Annotated in this window: 21 protein-coding genes; 17 read left to right on the top strand and 4 right to left on the bottom strand. The window is 58.9% G+C overall.

Annotated elements, in window-relative coordinates:
* Positions 1-57 precede the first annotated feature (57 nt).
* From ACVTFQ_RS09775 to ACVTFQ_RS09710, 14 genes are all read left to right on the top strand, one after another.
* Complete coding sequence (locus ACVTFQ_RS09775) at positions 58-2,169, top strand: phage tail length tape measure family protein (protein WP_470423829.1); 2,112 nt, start codon at positions 58-60, stop codon at positions 2,167-2,169.
* Positions 2,169-2,786: a hypothetical protein gene (locus tag ACVTFQ_RS09770; protein WP_470423828.1), complete on the top strand. Its 618-nt coding sequence runs from the start codon at positions 2,169-2,171 to the stop codon at positions 2,784-2,786. Before ACVTFQ_RS09775 ends, ACVTFQ_RS09770 begins: the two co-directional genes overlap by 1 nt.
* A gap of 103 nt (positions 2,787-2,889) precedes the next feature.
* The gene (locus ACVTFQ_RS09765; protein WP_470423827.1) at positions 2,890-3,534 is read left to right on the top strand and encodes a DUF2163 domain-containing protein; all 645 of its coding nucleotides are present in this window, start codon (positions 2,890-2,892) and stop codon (positions 3,532-3,534) included.
* Between the two features lie 4 nt (positions 3,535-3,538).
* Positions 3,539-3,943, top strand: a complete 405-nt coding sequence (locus ACVTFQ_RS09760; protein WP_470423826.1) for a DUF6950 family protein — start codon at positions 3,539-3,541, stop codon at positions 3,941-3,943.
* Positions 3,943-6,354 (top strand): phage tail protein, encoded by a 2,412-nt coding sequence (locus ACVTFQ_RS09755; protein ID WP_470423825.1) that lies wholly within the window; start codon positions 3,943-3,945, stop codon positions 6,352-6,354. Before ACVTFQ_RS09760 ends, ACVTFQ_RS09755 begins: the two co-directional genes overlap by 1 nt.
* Positions 6,354-7,877 (top strand): hypothetical protein, encoded by a 1,524-nt coding sequence (locus tag ACVTFQ_RS09750; protein ID WP_470423824.1) that lies wholly within the window; start codon positions 6,354-6,356, stop codon positions 7,875-7,877. The genes ACVTFQ_RS09755 and ACVTFQ_RS09750 overlap by 1 nt, the downstream gene beginning before the upstream one ends.
* A 12-nt stretch (positions 7,878-7,889) precedes the next feature.
* Positions 7,890-9,527 (top strand): hypothetical protein, encoded by a 1,638-nt coding sequence (locus ACVTFQ_RS09745; RefSeq protein WP_470423823.1) that lies wholly within the window; start codon positions 7,890-7,892, stop codon positions 9,525-9,527.
* A 1-nt stretch (position 9,528) separates the two neighbouring features.
* On the top strand, positions 9,529-9,951 hold the full coding sequence (locus ACVTFQ_RS09740; RefSeq protein WP_470423822.1) for a hypothetical protein: 423 nt from the start codon (positions 9,529-9,531) through the stop codon (positions 9,949-9,951).
* A 131-nt stretch (positions 9,952-10,082) separates the two neighbouring features.
* Positions 10,083-10,340, top strand: a complete 258-nt coding sequence (locus ACVTFQ_RS09735) for a DUF7940 domain-containing protein (RefSeq protein WP_470423821.1) — start codon at positions 10,083-10,085, stop codon at positions 10,338-10,340.
* Positions 10,315-10,782 (top strand): lysozyme, encoded by a 468-nt coding sequence (locus ACVTFQ_RS09730; protein ID WP_470423820.1) that lies wholly within the window; start codon positions 10,315-10,317, stop codon positions 10,780-10,782. The genes ACVTFQ_RS09735 and ACVTFQ_RS09730 overlap by 26 nt, the downstream gene beginning before the upstream one ends.
* Positions 10,782-11,249, top strand: a complete 468-nt coding sequence (locus ACVTFQ_RS09725; protein ID WP_470423819.1) for a hypothetical protein — start codon at positions 10,782-10,784, stop codon at positions 11,247-11,249. The genes ACVTFQ_RS09730 and ACVTFQ_RS09725 overlap by 1 nt, the downstream gene beginning before the upstream one ends.
* Before the next feature lie 4 nt (positions 11,250-11,253).
* Entirely contained in the window at positions 11,254-11,478 is a 225-nt protein-coding gene (locus ACVTFQ_RS09720; RefSeq protein ID WP_470423818.1) for a hypothetical protein, read from the top strand.
* 159 nt (positions 11,479-11,637) lie between these two features.
* Entirely contained in the window at positions 11,638-11,919 is a 282-nt protein-coding gene (locus tag ACVTFQ_RS09715; protein WP_470423817.1) for a hypothetical protein, read from the top strand.
* Positions 11,916-12,398, top strand: coding sequence for a hypothetical protein (locus tag ACVTFQ_RS09710; protein ID WP_470423816.1), 483 nt, complete (start codon positions 11,916-11,918; stop codon positions 12,396-12,398). Before ACVTFQ_RS09715 ends, ACVTFQ_RS09710 begins: the two co-directional genes overlap by 4 nt.
* Positions 12,399-13,095: 697 nt before the next feature.
* Here the strand turns inward: ACVTFQ_RS09710 and ACVTFQ_RS09705 are convergent.
* Together ACVTFQ_RS09705 and ACVTFQ_RS09700 are read right to left on the bottom strand one after the other, a co-directional pair.
* Positions 13,096-13,392, bottom strand: a complete 297-nt coding sequence (locus tag ACVTFQ_RS09705) for a hypothetical protein (RefSeq protein WP_470423815.1) — start codon at positions 13,390-13,392, stop codon at positions 13,096-13,098.
* Between the two features lie 93 nt (positions 13,393-13,485).
* Positions 13,486-13,773, bottom strand: a complete 288-nt coding sequence (locus tag ACVTFQ_RS09700) for a hypothetical protein (RefSeq protein ID WP_470423814.1) — start codon at positions 13,771-13,773, stop codon at positions 13,486-13,488.
* Positions 13,774-13,966: 193 nt separating this feature from the next.
* Between ACVTFQ_RS09700 and ACVTFQ_RS09695 the strand changes: the two genes are divergently transcribed.
* Both ACVTFQ_RS09695 and ligD read left to right on the top strand, forming a co-directional pair.
* Positions 13,967-14,251, top strand: coding sequence for a DUF982 domain-containing protein (locus ACVTFQ_RS09695; RefSeq protein WP_470423813.1), 285 nt, complete (start codon positions 13,967-13,969; stop codon positions 14,249-14,251).
* 5 nt (positions 14,252-14,256) lie between these two features.
* Positions 14,257-15,288 carry a non-homologous end-joining DNA ligase gene (gene ligD, locus ACVTFQ_RS09690; protein ID WP_470423812.1) on the top strand — a complete coding sequence of 344 codons (1,032 nt, stop codon included), beginning with the start codon at positions 14,257-14,259 and terminating at the stop codon, positions 15,286-15,288.
* 6 nt (positions 15,289-15,294) lie between these two features.
* Here ligD and ACVTFQ_RS09685 read toward each other — a convergent pair whose 3' ends face one another.
* Positions 15,295-15,693 (bottom strand): hypothetical protein, encoded by a 399-nt coding sequence (locus ACVTFQ_RS09685; RefSeq protein ID WP_470423811.1) that lies wholly within the window; start codon positions 15,691-15,693, stop codon positions 15,295-15,297.
* Positions 15,650-16,102, bottom strand: coding sequence for a Panacea domain-containing protein (locus ACVTFQ_RS09680; protein WP_470423810.1), 453 nt, complete (start codon positions 16,100-16,102; stop codon positions 15,650-15,652). The genes ACVTFQ_RS09685 and ACVTFQ_RS09680 overlap by 44 nt, the downstream gene beginning before the upstream one ends.
* A gap of 220 nt (positions 16,103-16,322) precedes the next feature.
* Between ACVTFQ_RS09680 and ACVTFQ_RS09675 the strand changes: the two genes are divergently transcribed.
* The gene (locus ACVTFQ_RS09675; protein WP_470423809.1) at positions 16,323-17,039 is read left to right on the top strand and encodes a DUF4365 domain-containing protein; all 717 of its coding nucleotides are present in this window, start codon (positions 16,323-16,325) and stop codon (positions 17,037-17,039) included.
* Positions 17,040-17,151: the final 112 nt, after the last annotated feature.

Genomic DNA, 17,151 nt, shown 5'->3' with positions numbered 1-17,151 from the left:
CCTCCCGAATCTCATTCGGGTAGCAAGATAGGTGTGCTGGCAGGAAAGAGTAAACCCATGGACGTATCGCTTGGCATTTCCGTGACGCAAAAAGGCGTCAAGGAGGCTGCAACCGGCCTAGACGCGCTGACGACGTCGGCCGAAAAGGTCGAGCGCGCTACCGGTGCTGCGGCGCGAGCCACTGAGACAATGGCGAGCGGTGTCGCGCAGACTAAGGGGGCCACTGCGTCCGCCGCTGCATCGGCTACCTCTCTTGCGCAAGCGGAAGAGCGAGTGGCATCGAGCGCGGGCAGGGCATCAAGCTCGCTAGTCAGGCTAAACGCTACTGCGAACGACAACAGCAGAGCACTTAGGGGGCTTGCCGGACAGACGGGGAATATTGCTGCTCAGTTCAATGATATTGGTGTCCAGTTGGCCGGCGGGCAGTCACCCTTCCTGATTGCCCTACAGCAGGGTACGCAGCTCAACCAGATCTTTGGCGGTCAGGGGCTTCGAAGCATTATCGGCGGCCTGGCAGGTGCCTTTGCATCGTTGGCGAACCCCGTCAGCATTGCAACGATCGCCATCATCACACTCGCGGGTACCGCCGTTCAGTATTTCACTGAGTTGTTCAGCAACGGTGAAAAGTCGGAAGAGACGCTGAAGCGACAGGCAGACCTGATCGATCGTGTCGCGCAGACTTGGGGAGATGCCGTCCCCGCCCTGCAGAAGTATGTCGACGAACTGGAGCGCGCCCGAGATGTCGCAGAGCTTCAGGAGACGGTGCAGGTCCGCACAGCATCGGTAATGGATGATGTCCGCGCGAAATTCGATGAGTTTTCGTCGTCACTGGTTGGCGTCACAGACCTCCTTTATCGCGCGTCCCTCAGCCCGCAGGCACCTTTGCATGAGCTGGGCGTGGCGTTCGAAAGCCTTCAGGAGAAAGTCGAAGCAGGCAAGGCAACTGCTGAGGACTTCCAGCGAGTGACGGACGCGACCGACGCGGCCACGGCGTCGGGGATCAAAGGGCTTGATAAGTTTCGGGACGCCTTTGCTTCACTTGCTCAAGGTGTGCTGGGGACGATCGGCGCGCTCAAGACCTTCCAGAGCCAGGCCGCCGGTGCGATTGCTACCAAGTATCCAAGCCCTGGAAGCTACGCGAACGTCGACAGATCGGCCGACGGTCCGATCCAGAATGAAAGCTTCCCGTTACCTGAAATTGGTCCGCGCATCGGCGAGAAGCCGTCAACGGAAAGCATGTACCCCGGCGGAACATGGAACAAGGGCAGCACAAAAGCAGCGGCGCAGGACGTCTATAAGAGCGCGATCCTGTCGGCACAGGAGCGTACCAAGGCCATCCAAGCAGAGACCGCGGCGCAAGCATCACTCAATCCGCTGGTGAACGATTACTCGTACGCGGTCACCAAAGCCAAATCTTCTGCCGACTTGTTGGCTGCGGCAGAGAAGCAAAAACTGGCGATTACGCCGGAACTTCTCTCCCAGATAGACAAGACGTCCAGCGCACTTGCTGCCGCAACTGAAGCCCAGAACCGCCAGACGGAGGCAATCCAGAAGGCGAAGCAGGCCATGGAGTTCGTGAAGAACACCACTCTCGGTTTCGTCAACGATCTGCGCGACGGGCTGAAGAACGGCGAGAGCTTCTGGAAATCGTTCGGCAAGGCCGCGCTAAACGTCCTCGACCGCATCACCGACAAGCTGCTTGGCGATGTGATAGACGCTGTCTTCAAAGTCGGCAGCGCTGGCAGCGGCACTGGTGGCGGGGGAATCTTTGGGTTCCTTGGCGGTCTATTCGGCGGCGGGGGCAGTTCCAGTGGCTTCAACCTCGGCTCGGGTGCTACGGCATATACCGGGTCACTGCCCGGGTATGCGACCGGCACGTCTTCGGCTCGCCCAGGTATTGCCTGGGTGGGCGAGAAGGGACCGGAGCTTATTCGCTTCAAAGGTGGCGAGGAAGTTGTGCCGAACCATCGTCTGCAGGTTCCAGCTAACCAGAACGCTGGCGGGCAAAACGGCAATGTCAACATCAGCATAGCCCCAGTCTTTAATGCGGCAAATGCGGACGATGCAGCGATTGCCGCTCTGCGCAGCGACTTCGCCAAGTTCCGTGCCGATGTGCCTGCCACCATTGTGAGCACGGTCAAGGATGCTCAGAAGAGACGGATGATTTAATGGCGATATCATTTCCTCGTCCGCTCCCTGGTATCGCTTGGGTGAAATGCGACTTCGTGCTCGATGATCCCGTCAAGGCTTCTCGGTCTGGATCTCGCCTCACGAACTACACCCAGACCGAGGATCCGACATGGGTTGCCGATATGGCCACTCGGCCCCTGTATCTCGATGAGTATTCCGAGATTGAGGCTTGGTGGCTGTCTCTCCGCGAAGGGCTCCGGACGGTTCTCTTCCGCCACCCAACGCAGGGCTATCCCAAGGCCCACCGAGAGAACCACGCTCCGGCCGACGATCCCGGCAATCTGGTATCCTTCACCGACGGAAATATCTTGTCGGTCAACAGCGTGGATGCTGGACTGGTGCTGTCGATAGGGGATCGCATCGGGATCGAGCGATCTGGCCGGTATTATATTGGCCGGATCACGGAAGTGTCCGGATCGGGGGCGACGAGGTCGATCACCGTCGAGCCGCCGCCCTTCGACACTGTCGCCCAGGCAGGGGCGGTTGTGCGTTTCGCGAACCCAGCGCTGGTCATGCGGCTGGTGCCTGGCAGCTATCAGGCGCCGGGTGAGGGGCTGTTTCGCACCGTCTCGTTTCAATTGAGGGAAAGCCAATGAATTGGTTTCGTCGCCGGGTCATCCGCTGGCTGCTGAATGATGCTGTCTTCCGTGCCACCATCATTGATGTGATCAAAGACGCGCAGCGCAGGCGTTTGATCTGATGGCTCTCTCCGCAGAGGTCAAGGCGCTGTACGACGCCGGCCGGATCTCGACGCGCCAGATGGTGCGCGTCCAGCTTGGCTCGGGCATCTATGGTTTCATCGCGCGCCGTGAGCCATTGACCTATGCCGGCGTCACCTACCAGCCTTTTGGCCTGATCGAGGTGTCAGATATCGGCGGCGGTACCGGGACGGCGGCAGACGGCGGTTTCACGCTCACACTGGCAGAGAGCAAGGATTTCGGGCTAACGCCAGAGATCCTCACCCAGATCGAGAACGAGGATTACCGGGACCGGCCCGTCGTTGTCTACGACGCCCACTTCCATCCGGACACGATGGCGCTGATCCAGGTCGAGCCCGTCGCTCGCGGCTACCTCGATGTCATCGAGCACAACACCGACGACACGCGCGGATACTACCTGACAGCGCGGTGCGAGGGCAGACAGCTTGATTACTCTCGGCAGAACGGTCGGAAGCGGACGGTCGCCGATCAGCAGCGCCGCGACCCCGGAGACAGGTTTTTCGAGCATGCGGCCACCGCCGGCCGTGTCGATATCGCGTGGGGCAAGGCGGTCGGTTCTGCCGTCAATGCAGCGAAGAGCGCAGCTGCGGGCGCGGCGCGCGCTATAGGTTTCAAGGGACTATAACGACATGACCAGACTTCCCGGCTGGGAGAAGCGCCTCAACGCGGTTGTGGCGAAGCATCAGGCGTTGCCTTCGGTTTACGGCACATCGGACTGTTATCTGATCGCTGATGATGGCGTCGAGGCCGTCACGGGTGAGCGGATGTACGCCGATGCCCTCGGATACAAGACAGAAGCGGGCGCTGCCAAGAAGCTGCGCAAGCACGGCTTCGAGACGGTCCGAGATGCCTTCGCCGCCAAGTTCACGGAAATCCCTCCCAGCATGGCGCAGCGAGGCGATATCGGCATCGTCGATCGCGATGGTGTCCTCTCGGGTGGCCTCTTCACCTCGATCGGCTTCATGGCGCGCGGCGCTGATGCCGTCGAGTTTCTGCCGGCTTCGGCTGTGGCGCATGCATTCAAGGTGATCTAATGCCCTTTCTCGCACCTATCGGAGCCGCGATCGGCGGTTTCTTTGGCTCGCTTGGCATCATCGGCAAGGCGATCATCGGAATCGGCCTCAACCTGCTCGTCAGCAAGATCCAGAAGAACCAGGCCAAGAAGAACAGCGCGGCCGTCGGCGGCGTCGAGTTCGAGCGGGAGTATGGTGAAAACGTTTCTCGCAAGGTCGCCTGCGGCCTCGTCGGGATCGCCGGCCACGATTGCTACGTCAACACCTATGGCAGCTCGAACAAGTATCTTGAGCAGGTATATGTGCTGTCCGACTTCCCGTGCGACGGCCTGTCGCGGATCTGGGCGGGTGGCTCGCTGCTGTCGCTGAGCGTCATCGGCGGCGATGCCTTCAAGACTATCTATTCCGTGGTCAGCGGCGACTATGCCGGCCTGATACGCTTCACCTTCTATTACGGCACCCAGACGGCGGCCGACGTCGACATGATCAATCACTCCAATCCCTTCGGGCGCTGGACGGCTGATCACATCGGGACCGGCATCTGCTGGATCAAAGCCGAGTTGACCTATGACCAGGACAAGCTCGGTCAGTTCCCTGACTTCTTCTTCGAGTTCCGCGGTGCCCGCCTTTACGACCTTCGCAAGGATTCGACGGTGGGCGGTTCTGGCGGGCATCGGTGGGATGACTACTCGACGCACGAGTTTTCCGAAAACCCGATCGTCCAAAAGTACAATTACCGGCGCGGCTTCTCGGTCAATGACGATATGTTCTGCGGCATGGGCATGGCATCGGCGGACTTGCCGTTCGACCGCTACGCCACGGCCATGAACATCTGCGATGAGGATGCAGGCGGTGAGCGCCGCTATCGCTGCTCGGTGCTGTTTGATGCCGATGCCCAGCACGGCGACAATATCGAAGCCGTGATGACAGCTTGCGGCGGCATCGTCATCGATGACGTGACCGGCTCATGGCCGCTGATCGGTACCGACCAGCCGATCGTCGAGACGTTCACCGATGACGATCTGATCGCAGGGGAGGCTGTCCGCTTCCAGCGCCGTCGCTCGATGGCTGATCTCGTCAATGCCGTGTCGGGCACCTATCCGGAACCCGAGAACATGTGGTCGCCGGCCGGGTACGATACCCAGACGAATGCCGGATACGTTTCACTCGATCGCCGGACGCGCGATGTGAACCTCGACTTCCCGCAGGTTCGCTCGAAGCGGCAGGCCAATCAGCTCGCCTCGATCTACTTCAATGAGAACCGGTACGAAGCCACGGCCGATATCGTCATCCGTCCTCGCTTCCAGACCATCAAGGCGGGTGACTGGGTACGATGGAACTCGGCCCGATACGGTGACCGCGTCTACATGGTGCAGGCTCGATCGATCAGGGCGCTGACCAGCGACGGGCCGCGCAACGTCTCTCTGTCGCTGCAGGAACGTGACGGCGGCATCTATGACAGTGTCACCGTCTTGCCGCCGACGATCCCGATCCCGAACGGTGAGCCGGTCTATCTGAATGAGCTGCAGGACTTCTCGATCGCGGCTGTGATCGGGATTGGGTCTGATGGGCGGTCATACCCGGCGTTTCGCGTGTCCTGGTCGTCAGTCGAGGATGTTACCGTGACGGATATCGTCATCGAGTGGTGGATCAAGACCGAACCGGGCAACAAGTTCTCGCGAACGGTGAAGGCAGACGCCAACATCGCCTTCATCCAAGAGGGCATTCTCAGCCTCACAACGTACCAGTTCCGCCACCGCCTGGTTGCTGACCGCACGACGAATTGGTCCGTTCCGATCGACATCACCTCGCTTGATGGTGGGAACGCGGATCTTGAGATCGGGCTCGGTAACCTGAAGGAAGAGGTACTCGACGTCTTCAAGGATCTTTATGCCAGCTTGAACCGCAACGAGTCCCTGCTGACCCAGATCGAGCAGAACTACCAGATCACCACGAGCGTCTCGCAATCGATCGGGCGCAAGGTCTCGGTGCAAGGGGCGAGCTTCAATGAGCAGATCGTCGTCCTGCAGTCCGATATTGCCAATGTCGTGGAGCAGACCACCGAGCTGATCGCTCAGTTCAACGAGAACCTAGCGGACGGCATGGTCGCCTTCCAGGCCGTGGCGGCGCCAGAGGGGGTCAACGTTCGTTATGCGATCCTGCTCAAAGGTTCGATCGGGGAAGCCTTCAAGGAAAGCGGCTTCTTCATCGAGCTTTACACGCAGGGCGGCGTCCTGAAGTCCCGTGCATCGTTTAATGTCGATCAGTTCAGCGTGACGGACAATGCGACGACGTCCTACCCTCTCGTATATGAGGGCGGCGTCCTGAAGCTGCAGGTGGCGAACATCGGGACCGTGCTGACGGCCGACATCAACCTCGGCAATGGCAAGGTCCGCATCAACGAGACCGGCATCACAGTGAAGAGCGGCTGATGGCGATTGCAGCATTCATAGGCGTCGATAGCCAGAACGCAGGATGCGTGAAAATCATGGCGTCGGATATCTACAATCCTTATTCGACGCCAGACACCGACTACGCGAAGTTCCTCTTCAACAGCAAATATCAGACGATGCGCTTTGCGGGCATCGTGGCAAGGAACTACACTGGGAGCGGCCAAGCCTTCACTCCCGCCGGAACCGGGACGTCGAATTTCCAGACCTTCTACGATGGCTACCTGACCAATATCGCCAACTATTTTATCAGGTCGAATGCTTTCCCATTGCTGGAGTACGCGGTCCCCCTCTTCGACATCAAATACAAGGATGCCTCCGGCGTTGTGAACTACGGCGCTCGCGTGACGCGCTACTATACGGGGTATCAAAACCGAGCTGCTTTGTTCACCACGCCTGGATATGGCGAGGAAGGCTGGCTCACCGGTTTCAGCGGCACCGGAACCTACGCGTTCAACATGGCGCAAGGCTTCGCTACGCATTTCTTCAATACTGAGTTCGCTCAGATCTACAAGGAGTTCGTGGTCTGGAACCTGCCGGGTAATGGCGCTCCGGTGAATAGCCCGCCCTTGGCGCCTGTCGCTGGGCAGGTCGCCGTCGAGATTACGCGGACGGCATGCCGCGCCGCGAAGCCTGGCTATGACGTCAGGACAGCAACGCCATCGCAGTTGAGCTTCGACAGCTCCAGCCTTCCAGCGAAGGTGGTCGCGGCTGGCGATATCGCGCTGCCGCCTGGCACGACCGTCTACCCGCTTTCGACGCTTGCAGGTGTGGCGATCGGGCAGCTGAGAGCCGACGTTATTGTCTACCAGGGCGGTACCGTTTTCTACCCGACGAACCCTCTCTCGACCGAGACCGAGTATGGTGCCGACTATTATTTCAGCGGGGCCAATTTGATTTTCTCTAATCCGTTCGGCGCGGCGCGGGCTCGCTTCATCGTCTACGCTCTGGACGATTCCGCGCCATCTGCTGGTGATAACGATGTGTGGCGGGAGTTCAACGACGGCACTCGCGACGTACTGCAGTTCCTTCGCCCAGGTGCGGCGAACCCGCCTCGGCTGTCGGATATCATGGTGGATAGCCGCTGGCCGCAGGTTAGGATGCTGGCCGAGGGGTACATCGATGTAAGCTCGCAGCCGAACGGCGCGCGTCAGTGGCCGATAGCATTCAACGGGGCCGGTGTCTTCCCCTTCGTCAAATACGTCACGGTTCACGGTGGCGGCTCGAACATCAAGCTTGGCAACTTCAACGGCACGATCTCAAGCCGGGTGAAGGCGCCGTACACCGTCTACGGGTACTATGACCCCGTGAGCGTCGGAAAGCAGTACTACACGGCCGGCGACAGTACCTACTGCCAGCTAACCACGTTCGAAGCCCGCTTCTTCACCTTTAGGGGCAACCCAACCCGCATCTACCTTTCAGGCAGTAGCTCAAACGTCGTCTCTGAATCTGATCCGACGCCGATCATTGGAATCCGCTACTACATTCTTGGCATCCCAGCTTAGGGGCTCCTCAACATGACCATTGCTTATACGACAGGGCAAATCACCCTGACGAACGGCTCTGCCGTGGTTACTGGCATCGGTACCGCCTGGCAGGTGTCGCTGATCGCCGGTGGCTTCATCGCCGCCGAGGCAGACGGCAACCCCCTGCCGATCGAGAGCGTCGACAGCGATACCTCGATCACCTCCGCCATTGAGTGGAAGGGAGCGAGTGGCACGTACGATTACGCCCTGGTGCGCGACACCGCATACCTGCAGCAGCTGAATGTCAACAGTAACACGCTGGCGAGGCTGATCGCGGAGCTCGATGCTGGCACCATCTTCAAGTACGATGCCTCTGGCGACCTTGCTGGACGTGATACCTATGACGAGCGAGGCAAGGGCTTCTCCTATCTCGTGTTCATTGGCGTCGATGAGCCGGTGCTGTACGTCAAGGCCTCGGCTGCGGCAGGGGACTGGGACGGTCCTTTTGCTTACGGTACCGGTCCGGTGGGCCCGATGGGGCCGGCAGGCTATGCTAACCCGCGCGGCACCTACAGCGCGGCGACCGTCTACGCTCGCAATGACGCGGTGCTCTACAACGGCTCTTCGTTCGTGGCGCTGCAAGAAACCACCGGAAATGCGCCGCCGACCTTGCCAGCGACCGTGAATTCCTTCTGGCAGCTGACCGCGATCAAGGGGACGGACGGGGCGGGTACCGGCGACGTCGTCGGGCCCGACAACGTCGTGGATGGCTATGCGGCTGCTTTCAATGGCGTCACCGGAAAGATAATCAAGGGACTGAGCCCGGCGCAATTTCGGACATGGCTGGCACAGACCGCCGCAAGCGTGTCCTTCTCGAATAGCGTTGCTAAACTTCCCGGCAACCCGGCAACCGCTCAGACGGCAATTGAAGCGGTTATTGCTGTTACCTTCCCGAACTTCGTCAAAGGTCTTATCACCAGCAAGAGCAGCGCCTATGTCGTCTCGATCGGAGCGGGATCGGCGAAGGGTAATGGCCTGTTCGTAACCAACCCCGGCGCTTTCACGAAGAACCTGAATGCAGTGTGGGCAGCAGGTTCCGGAAACGGGGGCCGTGATACGGCTGCGGCAATCACAGCAAACACCACATATCACCTGCATGCGCTGATCAATAACACGACGGGCGACTTTGACGCTCTGTGGTCTCTGTCTCCGACCGCCCCAACCGTGCCATCGGGTTTCTCTTTGGTAACTCGCATCGACTGGGCTTACACCAACGCAACGCCAAACGCGATTTTGGACTACACTCAGATATTCAGCGTCAAACATTTTCCGTCACAGACGTGGACCAACACCACGGGCGGTTTCGCCGATGGTTTGTATGTGGTCCCTGTTTCTATTCCGGTCCCGCTGGGTATTCCAACGAAGGTTCTTGCGAGCTTGGCGGCGGTAACAAGCGCGACGGGAACGATCATCGGCGCGATTGGTAATCCAGCCGGTTTCGGTGTTGGCGGTGTCTTTGACGGGTATGTCAGATGCGGTGCCACGACGGCGGGTGCCGTGGCAGTTGACGCATGGGTGCAAACAGATACCTCGCGCCAGCTTCGGGCATTCTCTAGCTTTAACACGACGGGAAGTTATGCGAGCGCCCTCGGCGCTGTCGATGACTTCACCATCAACAGGATTTACTAAGATGGCCTATGTGAGACGCGAGAACGGCGCGATCGTTACCTTTTGCCCCGACTTCGTTGAGGGGATGGCGGAAGACTACATCGACAACAATGATCCAGAGCTTCTGGTTTTTCTCAAGCCGCCGCCTGCGGCTGTCCCTGAGGAGATCAGCCGTCGGCAGTTCTACCAGGAATTGGCAAACCGGGAGATGATCACGAAAGAAGAGGCGCTGGCGGCGATCGTCGCCAATACGCTCCCGGCCGAGTTCGCGTCGATGGTCGATGCCATCCTCGACGAGAATATCCAGTGGCAGGCGAGAATGCTTCTTGCCGGCGCCACCGAGTTCAAGCGTAGCAACTGGTTCGTCGACTTCTTCGCTGCCATGAAGTCGCTTTCGAGCGAATACATGGACGGCTTCTGGCGCGCTGGCGCTCTTCTGGACTGATCCTAGCCGCTGTTCGCGGCAGAAACCTTTTCAAGATTTTGGAGAATTCAATGACCGTGCAGGTAACTGCCGCGCATCTGCGCGCGGCTGCGTCCGGTCATCTCTAGCCGCCTCATCAATCGGAGTTCAACATGCTCGTCAGCAACTGGCGCGCAGTGCTGGCCCGCGCCTGGTCGGTGCGGTTCATGGCGCTGGCGTTCCTCTTCATCGTCCTTGAACCGATCTACAACTTCGTCGCTGCGACATGGGTGTCTCGGAACATCTGGATCCAGCTCGGGATGTCGGCGGCCACGGGCCTCCTCACCATTGCGGCGATCATCGCCCGCATCTTTGTCCAACAGAAAGTCTCCGGAGATCTCGCCAATGGCAAGCCGCCTCAAGAAGGGTAGCGCGATCGCTGCTGCCGCGATTGCATGTGTCAGCACGTTCGAAGGGCTGCGCACCATCGCCTACCGTGATCCAATCGGCATTCCGACCGTCTGCTTTGGCGAGACGCGCGGCGTGAAGATGGGGGATAGCTATACCGTCGCGCAGTGCAAAGAGATGCTGGGCGACCGCCTCGTCGAGTTTGAGACCGGCATGCGCGCCTGCCTCAAGGCTCCTGACGCCATCCCGGCCGGCGCGTATGTGGCGTCTCTCTCCATCACCTACAACATCGGGAACGGCGCGTTCTGCAAATCCACCTTGGCTCGCAAGCTGAACGCCGGTGACATTGTCGGCGCCTGCAATGAGTTTCCCAAGTGGGACAAGGCGGCCGGCATTCGACTTCCCGGTCTTACGAAGCGCCGCACGGCGGAGCGCGCTCTTTGCCTGAATGGGATTCCGACCTGATGACGGTTCTTTACGCAATCGCCCGATATCTCGGCGTCGCTGGCTGCGCCTGCCTTCTGCTGCTCTGGCACTACGAGGGCATCCCCGGAGCCGCCAAGCTCAGGTTTCCCGAGACTTGGCCAATCGTCGGCGGCTTTGGCCTCGTCGACGTGCCGCTGGTCGGTGATCTGACCGTCGGCAAGGTGGAAAGCTACGCGGCGGAGCAAGTGCGCATCGCCAAGGCGACCATGGTCTCGGCCTACGAGTACGGCGCTCTGGAAGCTCAGCTCAACAAGGAGCGCGATCTACGGCTGAAAGGCTCTCAGGCCCTTGAAGAGTATCGCAAGCGCGCCGACGCCGCTCTCAGCGCCGAACAATCCGACAATGACCGCATGGAACAGGAGATCGCGGACTATGAAGCGAAACTGGCTGACGCTAACCGCTGCCGCATTACTCCCGATCTTCGCGAGTGGCTGCAGTCCAAGTGATCGCATGAACGCCGCGGCCGAGATCAAGGGCCAGGCGCAGGCGAACGTTCCGCTTCCTGACTATCCGGCGGACTGCCGCAGGAAGGAAGCTCACGCGTCACTGCCGGATAATGGCGAACTGGCTTCTGCACACAAGCGGGAGAGGGGCGCTCTCGATCGGCAGAACGCGCGAACCGATCGGTGCGCCGCTTTCTACGACAACCTGCAGAGCAAGTTGGGCCTTCGCTGAGCAGGTGGCGAGGGCCCGACCTCTACGTCAGACCGGACCCTCCCGTTGCCGCCTAGATGAGACAGGAAGCACGGCGGCGGGGATTTAGTCGATCGGATGACACCGGTCAAGCATGGCATTCGATCGAAAGGGCATACGGGGTTGCTAGGGAACATTGATATGGCGGAACACACTCCACAACGGCTCGAAGAGCTTCCACCGGATACCAGGGATTGGCTTGCCGATCTCCGGCCGGACGAACTGAAGACGCTTCAGGCGGTCGTCGAGCTTCCTGCCGATGACGTCAGGCAGGCATTTAAGATGGTGCACGATATTCGAACAGTCGGGCGGTTCACGAAATGGCTGGTGATAACGTTCATAGGCATCTTTCTGGGAACGGTGGTGCTCTACGAGAACATCATCAAGGTGATCGGGTACATCCGTGGAGGGCCAGCCCATTGAAACGGACCCTTTGGAGATTTGTCGGCGCCGTCGTCTTCTCGCTCGCCATCCTGGGTTCGGTGAACCTCGGGCTTTGGGTTGTCGATCGCGAACCGCCCATCGAATACGAAAGCGCTGTCGCCTTGTCGCCGACGGTTCCCCAGGGCGGGGCGCTCGAGATCGAGTTCTCTGTCTTCCGGAAGCGGATATGCCCGCTCGTCACCAAGCGGTGGCTCTATGATGCCGCCGGCGAGCGGCACTCGATCCCCCAGTTCACGACGGGCCTCAAGCTGCTGGCGGGGAGGGAGACGTATAAGCGATCAATCACAGTGCCGACAGCCGCGACACCTGGACCGGCGCGCTACGAGGTGACGCTTGACTACATATGCAACCCGCTACAGAGCTGGATAGGCCCAATCCACGTTGTCTCGCCGCCAATCAAGTTCACGATCACGCCCAGCGACCCTGCTGTGCCCAGCCCTCCTGGGCCGGATGGTTAGACTAAAACCAACCGATTTCCATCAATCAGCCGAATTATCTTCTCGTCGTGTAAAGCGAAAAGGACAGAAACGATATCGTGTTGGTTGAAGCCAGCGTCGAGAAGAGGGATCCCGATGTCATAGAGGCTGATCGGAATCTCAGGGAATGCGCCTAGCTCGGTGAGGAGCCTTAAAAGGGCTTCCCTGATCTCTTGATGGCCGGCGCTCACTGTTTGCTTCCCTTGGCCCCATTCGCTGCCACGAAGGTATGATAGTATCCCTCAGATTAGGCCATCGCTGTCAATCAAAAAGAAACCCCGCACAAAGGCGGGGTGAATTGGAGAGGGGTAGCCGCGCGGGAAACGGGGGACAGGCGCGGCTGTCTTCAAAACACGTGATCGAAAAGAACGTTCCCTGGGGCCGATGATTTTCTCGCTGGCTTCGCGTTCGCAAACAGTTCTTCGTTGCAGCGCAGATCTCTAATATAGTTGCCGAGCCTGTTAGCCGGGGTTCATCTTTGTGCCTAGGCTGGCAGCTATCGCTGTCGCTTCCGACCGCGCAGTTGTCTCCTTGTGCGGATAGTGCTCAAAGCACCACCAGCGTGTTTCGACATAGCGGCCAGTCGAGAAGCCATGGCCACCCCACTTCTTGCATCCACCGACAGAGCATAGGTGGACCTGCGGGCCCGACATTGTCTGCATTGGTCTGTCTAGATCACTCACTCAACCACCTCCAGCTTCCAATCGGCCGGCAGAGACTTCCAGCCTTTGGCGGCCGCTCTCTGATCAGCCTTCCTCTTCGCCAGCTTGCGAGCCTCGCCAACCCCAGTCGCCCAGACGGTCACCCGGAAGGTGGCTGCTTGGAAGACGAAGCGTCGAAGGTGTTTCTTGCAGCCTGCCGCATAGCCAGCACGGAAGGCCTGCTTTGCGACACGCAGATCCATGCCATCTTGCTTTATGGTGTCCCACCAATCATCGAAGGGATCGCGCTTCTGTGGTTTGGTGCGATCGAGCATACTCAGCTCCAAGGTTCCTTTTCGTTCTATATTTGTTCTATCATTGTTGGCGGTGGTGAGTCCAGCGGCGGTCGCTTTCAGTGCACTTGTAGCTCATAGCCGCGCCATGATGGCCGCCAGCTCTGGAAGGTCCGTCTCTTTGGGAAAGTACCGGCCAATCGATATCAGGTATCCGGCGATCGCTGCGACCAAATGATCGCGGCGACCATACCGGTCGCAAATCTCCTTTAGCTTGGGCGAGACGATCTCGTAGTCTTCCGGCGAGAGTTCTGCATCACCGATCAGGTATCCGCCGCTTCCAAGAATAGCGGTTATGTCGCAGCCAATATCAGCAACTTCTTGAACAAAATCGGGTATTTGGTCTTCGGTCATCATCTTCATTATGGGCTCCGTGTATGCCTGGAGGGTTACCGTCCTCATGAGCATGGCGCCATTAGCAGAATTGGCTAGTCGCAGATGTGCGAGTGATGCGACAGGGTGCTTGATGCGTTCTTGACAAGTCATTGATTTGATTCGGAACGAATCACTTCGTCGTCAGTTGATTCGCATCCACTGTCAGCCGAGGTAGCGCGTCATGGCCAGCTTATCCCTTACCCCGATTGAACCGCTCGAAGTCGAGATCCGCGGCCTCGGGCAATATGCTCCCGCCGAGACCGTCGAGGAGATGATCGCATTCCTCACGTCGGAATGGCCGGATAAGACGAAGCCGGGATTTCACAGCGCGCTGGCCCGGTCGATCGACGCCATGGTGATGGCCGCCGAGCCCGCCGCCGCCCGTGCCGCCTTCGTCGATGCTGCCCACGCGGCCGGCATGCACATTCTCCCCGACGATATGGCCGAGATCCGGAAGGCGAGCTGATCGCCATGGTCCGAGCTAAGCCTCTCCAGACGAGCGACAAGCCGCTCCGTAGCCGCGCGCGCAAGCCTCGCGACCCCGAGCAGCCGAACCTTCCCCTTGACCCTATGCCGGCTCGTATCGAGCCGTGCCTCGCTCTGCTGAAGCAGAAGCCTCCCGTCGGACCCGAGTGGGCATTCGAGGTGAAGTGGGACGGTTACCGCCTGGCGGTCCACATCGAGCCTAACGGCGTCCGTATCTTCACCAGAGGCGGCCACGAGTGGACGCATCGCTTCCCCCTGATCGAAGCCGCCGCGAAGGCGCTGCCGGTCTCCACAGCCATCCTCGACGGAGAGGCGGTTGTCATGGACGAGCAGGGCCGGTCGGATTTCAACATGCTGCAGCAGTCGCTCGGCGGCCGTGGCGGCAAGCTCACTGCCCGCGATGCCATATTTATGGCCTTTGATCTCCTCTATTTCGACGGCCACGACTTCACCAACACCGAGCTATCGACGCGCCGGCACCTGCTCGAAAGCTTGGTCCCGGCCGGCGGACACGGTGCGATCCGACTTTCTGAGGAGTCCGACGCCGACGGGGATCAGCTCTTCCAGGCGGCCTGCGAGCATGGCCTTGAGGGCATCATCGCCAAGCGGCTCGACAGCACCTATCGCTCGGGAAGGCTCGGCGACTGGCTCAAGATCAAATGCGTCCAGTCCGACAGCTTCATGATCGTCGGCTACGAGCACTCTATGTCGGCGCGGGGAGGTATCGGGAGCCTGCTCCTGGCGGCCCGTCGTGATGACGAGCTGGTCTATGTCGGCTCGGTCGGTACCGGCTTCACCGAGAAGGTGGCGAACGATCTGAGGAAGAAGCTCGATCGCATCAAGCGCAAGACGCCGCCGATCGCCTACGCCGGCCGCCGCAAGGATCTGGTATGGGTTCAGCCGACCCTGATCGCCGAGATCGAGTATCGGGCTTGGACGAGGGACGGGAAGCTGCGGCACGCCTCGTATAAGGGGCTGCGCGAGGTACAGGACGACGCGACGATTTTCGAGATATAGACGCGATTACGCGTCTTTCTTATCCGACTTTTCTTCTTTGCGGAACCGCTCGGAGACTACATAGGTGAGCCAGCCTATGCCTCTGACTGCCCAGTCCACACCCATGCGCGTTGCTAGACCGGTCAACATTACCAGCTCGAAAAGAAACAGGATGATCGACATCATCGTGTTGTCGAGAAGCTTGAAGCAGATAACCGAGCTGAGAAAAGCGATAGCCGCGATATATATGAACTCCTTCTCGCGCCGATCTTCACGCTCTGCGATCAGATCGGTTTCGAGGCGGGCAATCGCGGATGTGAGCTTCTCAATATCGTCGGTGCCAGCGTTTTCAGGTACACCAAAACCGGCACTGACAGATACTTCAGGCTGCGGGAGCGACGCTGGCGATTCTGTTTCTGTACTCATCCGCCATATCGCCTGCGTTGATCTTGATGCCCTTGGCCCCAGGAACGTAGCGCTTCACCCAGGCTCCGCGGGTCCAGTGTGTATTCTCGACCAATTGGCCGGGCGACATGCTCCTCAGGTTATCCCAAGCAGCTTGCAACATGGCAGCTTCCGGAGTGCCGCCAATGTTATTGGCGCCCCAGAACACGTTAGGCACAGCGCGAGCGCCGAACGCTTTGCACGTATGGTACAGGGACGGAAGAACAGGACCGTAATCCCATGCTTCGAAATCCTCGTTGATCATGCGTTGACCGTGTTTGCCGACAAAGTTCATGTCTGCGAGATAGAGCATTTTCTGCAGCTGCAAATTAGACAATTGCCAGCCGCTAACTTCGCAGAGATGCTTTGCAGCTGATGAAGTCGAGATCATCGCGAACACCTCCATGATTCTTGCGTTTCACTTCTCGTATAGATGGCTATGCATGTTTGCAATTCAATCTTGCCCCGCGCTGATTACGATATCGTAACCTTCGTTAGCCGAACGGGTAGGAATTCACCCTGTACGTGAGCTTCTTGGTTGTTGCATCCTAGGATTTTGGTAACGCCAATCGAATAGAAATTGGCTCGCATAAGCATGATTAGAGGATCCGATGGAATACGCGAAAAGGTCAATTAATGGTGACGCAGGCGAATACTTGGTCGCCTTCACAATTACCCGAAAGCTGGGGTGGGCTTGCAGGCTGTACGGCGTTGACCTCGGCGTGGATGCAGAGGCAGAAATAGTTGGTCAGGGGACATCTGACGGCGACATAATCAAAATCCAGGTAAAGTCGTTTGATCATCTCGATGGAAGCGATGCCGCTGCAGTCTACGTTGATGATCGACACATCCGTTACTGGCAACGCTTCAGCGCCCCCGTAATCGTCTGCTGCGTCGATCTCGCAACGCAAAAAGTATACTGGAAGCCCATCAACGCAACCGAAGCGTACGCTAGTGGCGGGGTATCAAAAAAAATATCCTTTGATCTCCAAGATGATGAGCTCACAATTGCTTCGATACCTAAGCTCGTTGCGCTCGTGTCGCCGCCGGAGCTAAAGGAGCTGAAAGATGATCTTTCGTCCATCAAAAAGTTTTTGGAGAGCCCTGAGAATGACGGCTTCGCTTGCGGTGATTTTTACACTATCCAGAAACTTGAAGATCAATGTGATGAGATAGATTTGCTTATCGCTCGGGTCGTTGAAATCGGGAAAGTCTTCCCTTGGCGTCTAAGTGAAATGGATGGGAAATTTCTACCCTGGGCGAAAAGAGAGGTGCATCGCATCCGCAGTAACTGCTCTCATCAACGAAACAACCTGATAGAGGGCTAACCGGCGACCCTATATAAAGGGGTCAGGAGCCACAGGAGGTTTCCCAACTTTTTACCCGCGACAAGGGGAAAGCCGGCGCGCCAGCAAAGCGGTCGAACGCAAGAACGTGTTA

The organism is Rhizobium sp. O111 (genome assembly GCF_055616315.1).
Note: the sequence above shows the minus strand (reverse complement) of the source record. Positions and strands in the feature narration are given on the sequence as shown.

Excerpts from the sequence above, each read along its gene's own strand:
- ACVTFQ_RS09775 (WP_470423829.1), top strand. The coding sequence starts at position 58 with ATGGACGTATCGCTTGGCATTTCCGTGACGCAAAAAGGCGTCAAGGAG.
- ACVTFQ_RS09770 (WP_470423828.1), top strand. The coding sequence starts at position 2,169 with ATGGCGATATCATTTCCTCGTCCGCTCCCTGGTATCGCTTGGGTGAAA.
- ACVTFQ_RS09765 (WP_470423827.1), top strand. The coding sequence starts at position 2,890 with ATGGCTCTCTCCGCAGAGGTCAAGGCGCTGTACGACGCCGGCCGGATC.
- ACVTFQ_RS09760 (WP_470423826.1), top strand. The coding sequence starts at position 3,539 with ATGACCAGACTTCCCGGCTGGGAGAAGCGCCTCAACGCGGTTGTGGCG.
- ACVTFQ_RS09755 (WP_470423825.1), top strand. The coding sequence starts at position 3,943 with ATGCCCTTTCTCGCACCTATCGGAGCCGCGATCGGCGGTTTCTTTGGC.
- ACVTFQ_RS09750 (WP_470423824.1), top strand. The coding sequence starts at position 6,354 with ATGGCGATTGCAGCATTCATAGGCGTCGATAGCCAGAACGCAGGATGC.
- ACVTFQ_RS09745 (WP_470423823.1), top strand. The coding sequence starts at position 7,890 with ATGACCATTGCTTATACGACAGGGCAAATCACCCTGACGAACGGCTCT.
- ACVTFQ_RS09740 (WP_470423822.1), top strand. The coding sequence starts at position 9,529 with ATGGCCTATGTGAGACGCGAGAACGGCGCGATCGTTACCTTTTGCCCC.
- ACVTFQ_RS09735 (WP_470423821.1), top strand. The coding sequence starts at position 10,083 with ATGCTCGTCAGCAACTGGCGCGCAGTGCTGGCCCGCGCCTGGTCGGTG.
- ACVTFQ_RS09730 (WP_470423820.1), top strand. The coding sequence starts at position 10,315 with ATGGCAAGCCGCCTCAAGAAGGGTAGCGCGATCGCTGCTGCCGCGATT.
- ACVTFQ_RS09725 (WP_470423819.1), top strand. The coding sequence starts at position 10,782 with ATGACGGTTCTTTACGCAATCGCCCGATATCTCGGCGTCGCTGGCTGC.
- ACVTFQ_RS09720 (WP_470423818.1), top strand. The coding sequence starts at position 11,254 with ATGAACGCCGCGGCCGAGATCAAGGGCCAGGCGCAGGCGAACGTTCCG.
- ACVTFQ_RS09715 (WP_470423817.1), top strand. The coding sequence starts at position 11,638 with ATGGCGGAACACACTCCACAACGGCTCGAAGAGCTTCCACCGGATACC.
- ACVTFQ_RS09705 (WP_470423815.1), bottom strand. The coding sequence starts at position 13,392 with ATGCTCGATCGCACCAAACCACAGAAGCGCGATCCCTTCGATGATTGG.
- ACVTFQ_RS09700 (WP_470423814.1), bottom strand. The coding sequence starts at position 13,773 with ATGAAGATGATGACCGAAGACCAAATACCCGATTTTGTTCAAGAAGTT.
- ACVTFQ_RS09695 (WP_470423813.1), top strand. The coding sequence starts at position 13,967 with ATGGCCAGCTTATCCCTTACCCCGATTGAACCGCTCGAAGTCGAGATC.
- ligD (WP_470423812.1), top strand. The coding sequence starts at position 14,257 with ATGGTCCGAGCTAAGCCTCTCCAGACGAGCGACAAGCCGCTCCGTAGC.
- ACVTFQ_RS09685 (WP_470423811.1), bottom strand. The coding sequence starts at position 15,693 with ATGAGTACAGAAACAGAATCGCCAGCGTCGCTCCCGCAGCCTGAAGTA.
- ACVTFQ_RS09680 (WP_470423810.1), bottom strand. The coding sequence starts at position 16,102 with ATGATCTCGACTTCATCAGCTGCAAAGCATCTCTGCGAAGTTAGCGGC.
- ACVTFQ_RS09675 (WP_470423809.1), top strand. The coding sequence starts at position 16,323 with ATGGAATACGCGAAAAGGTCAATTAATGGTGACGCAGGCGAATACTTG.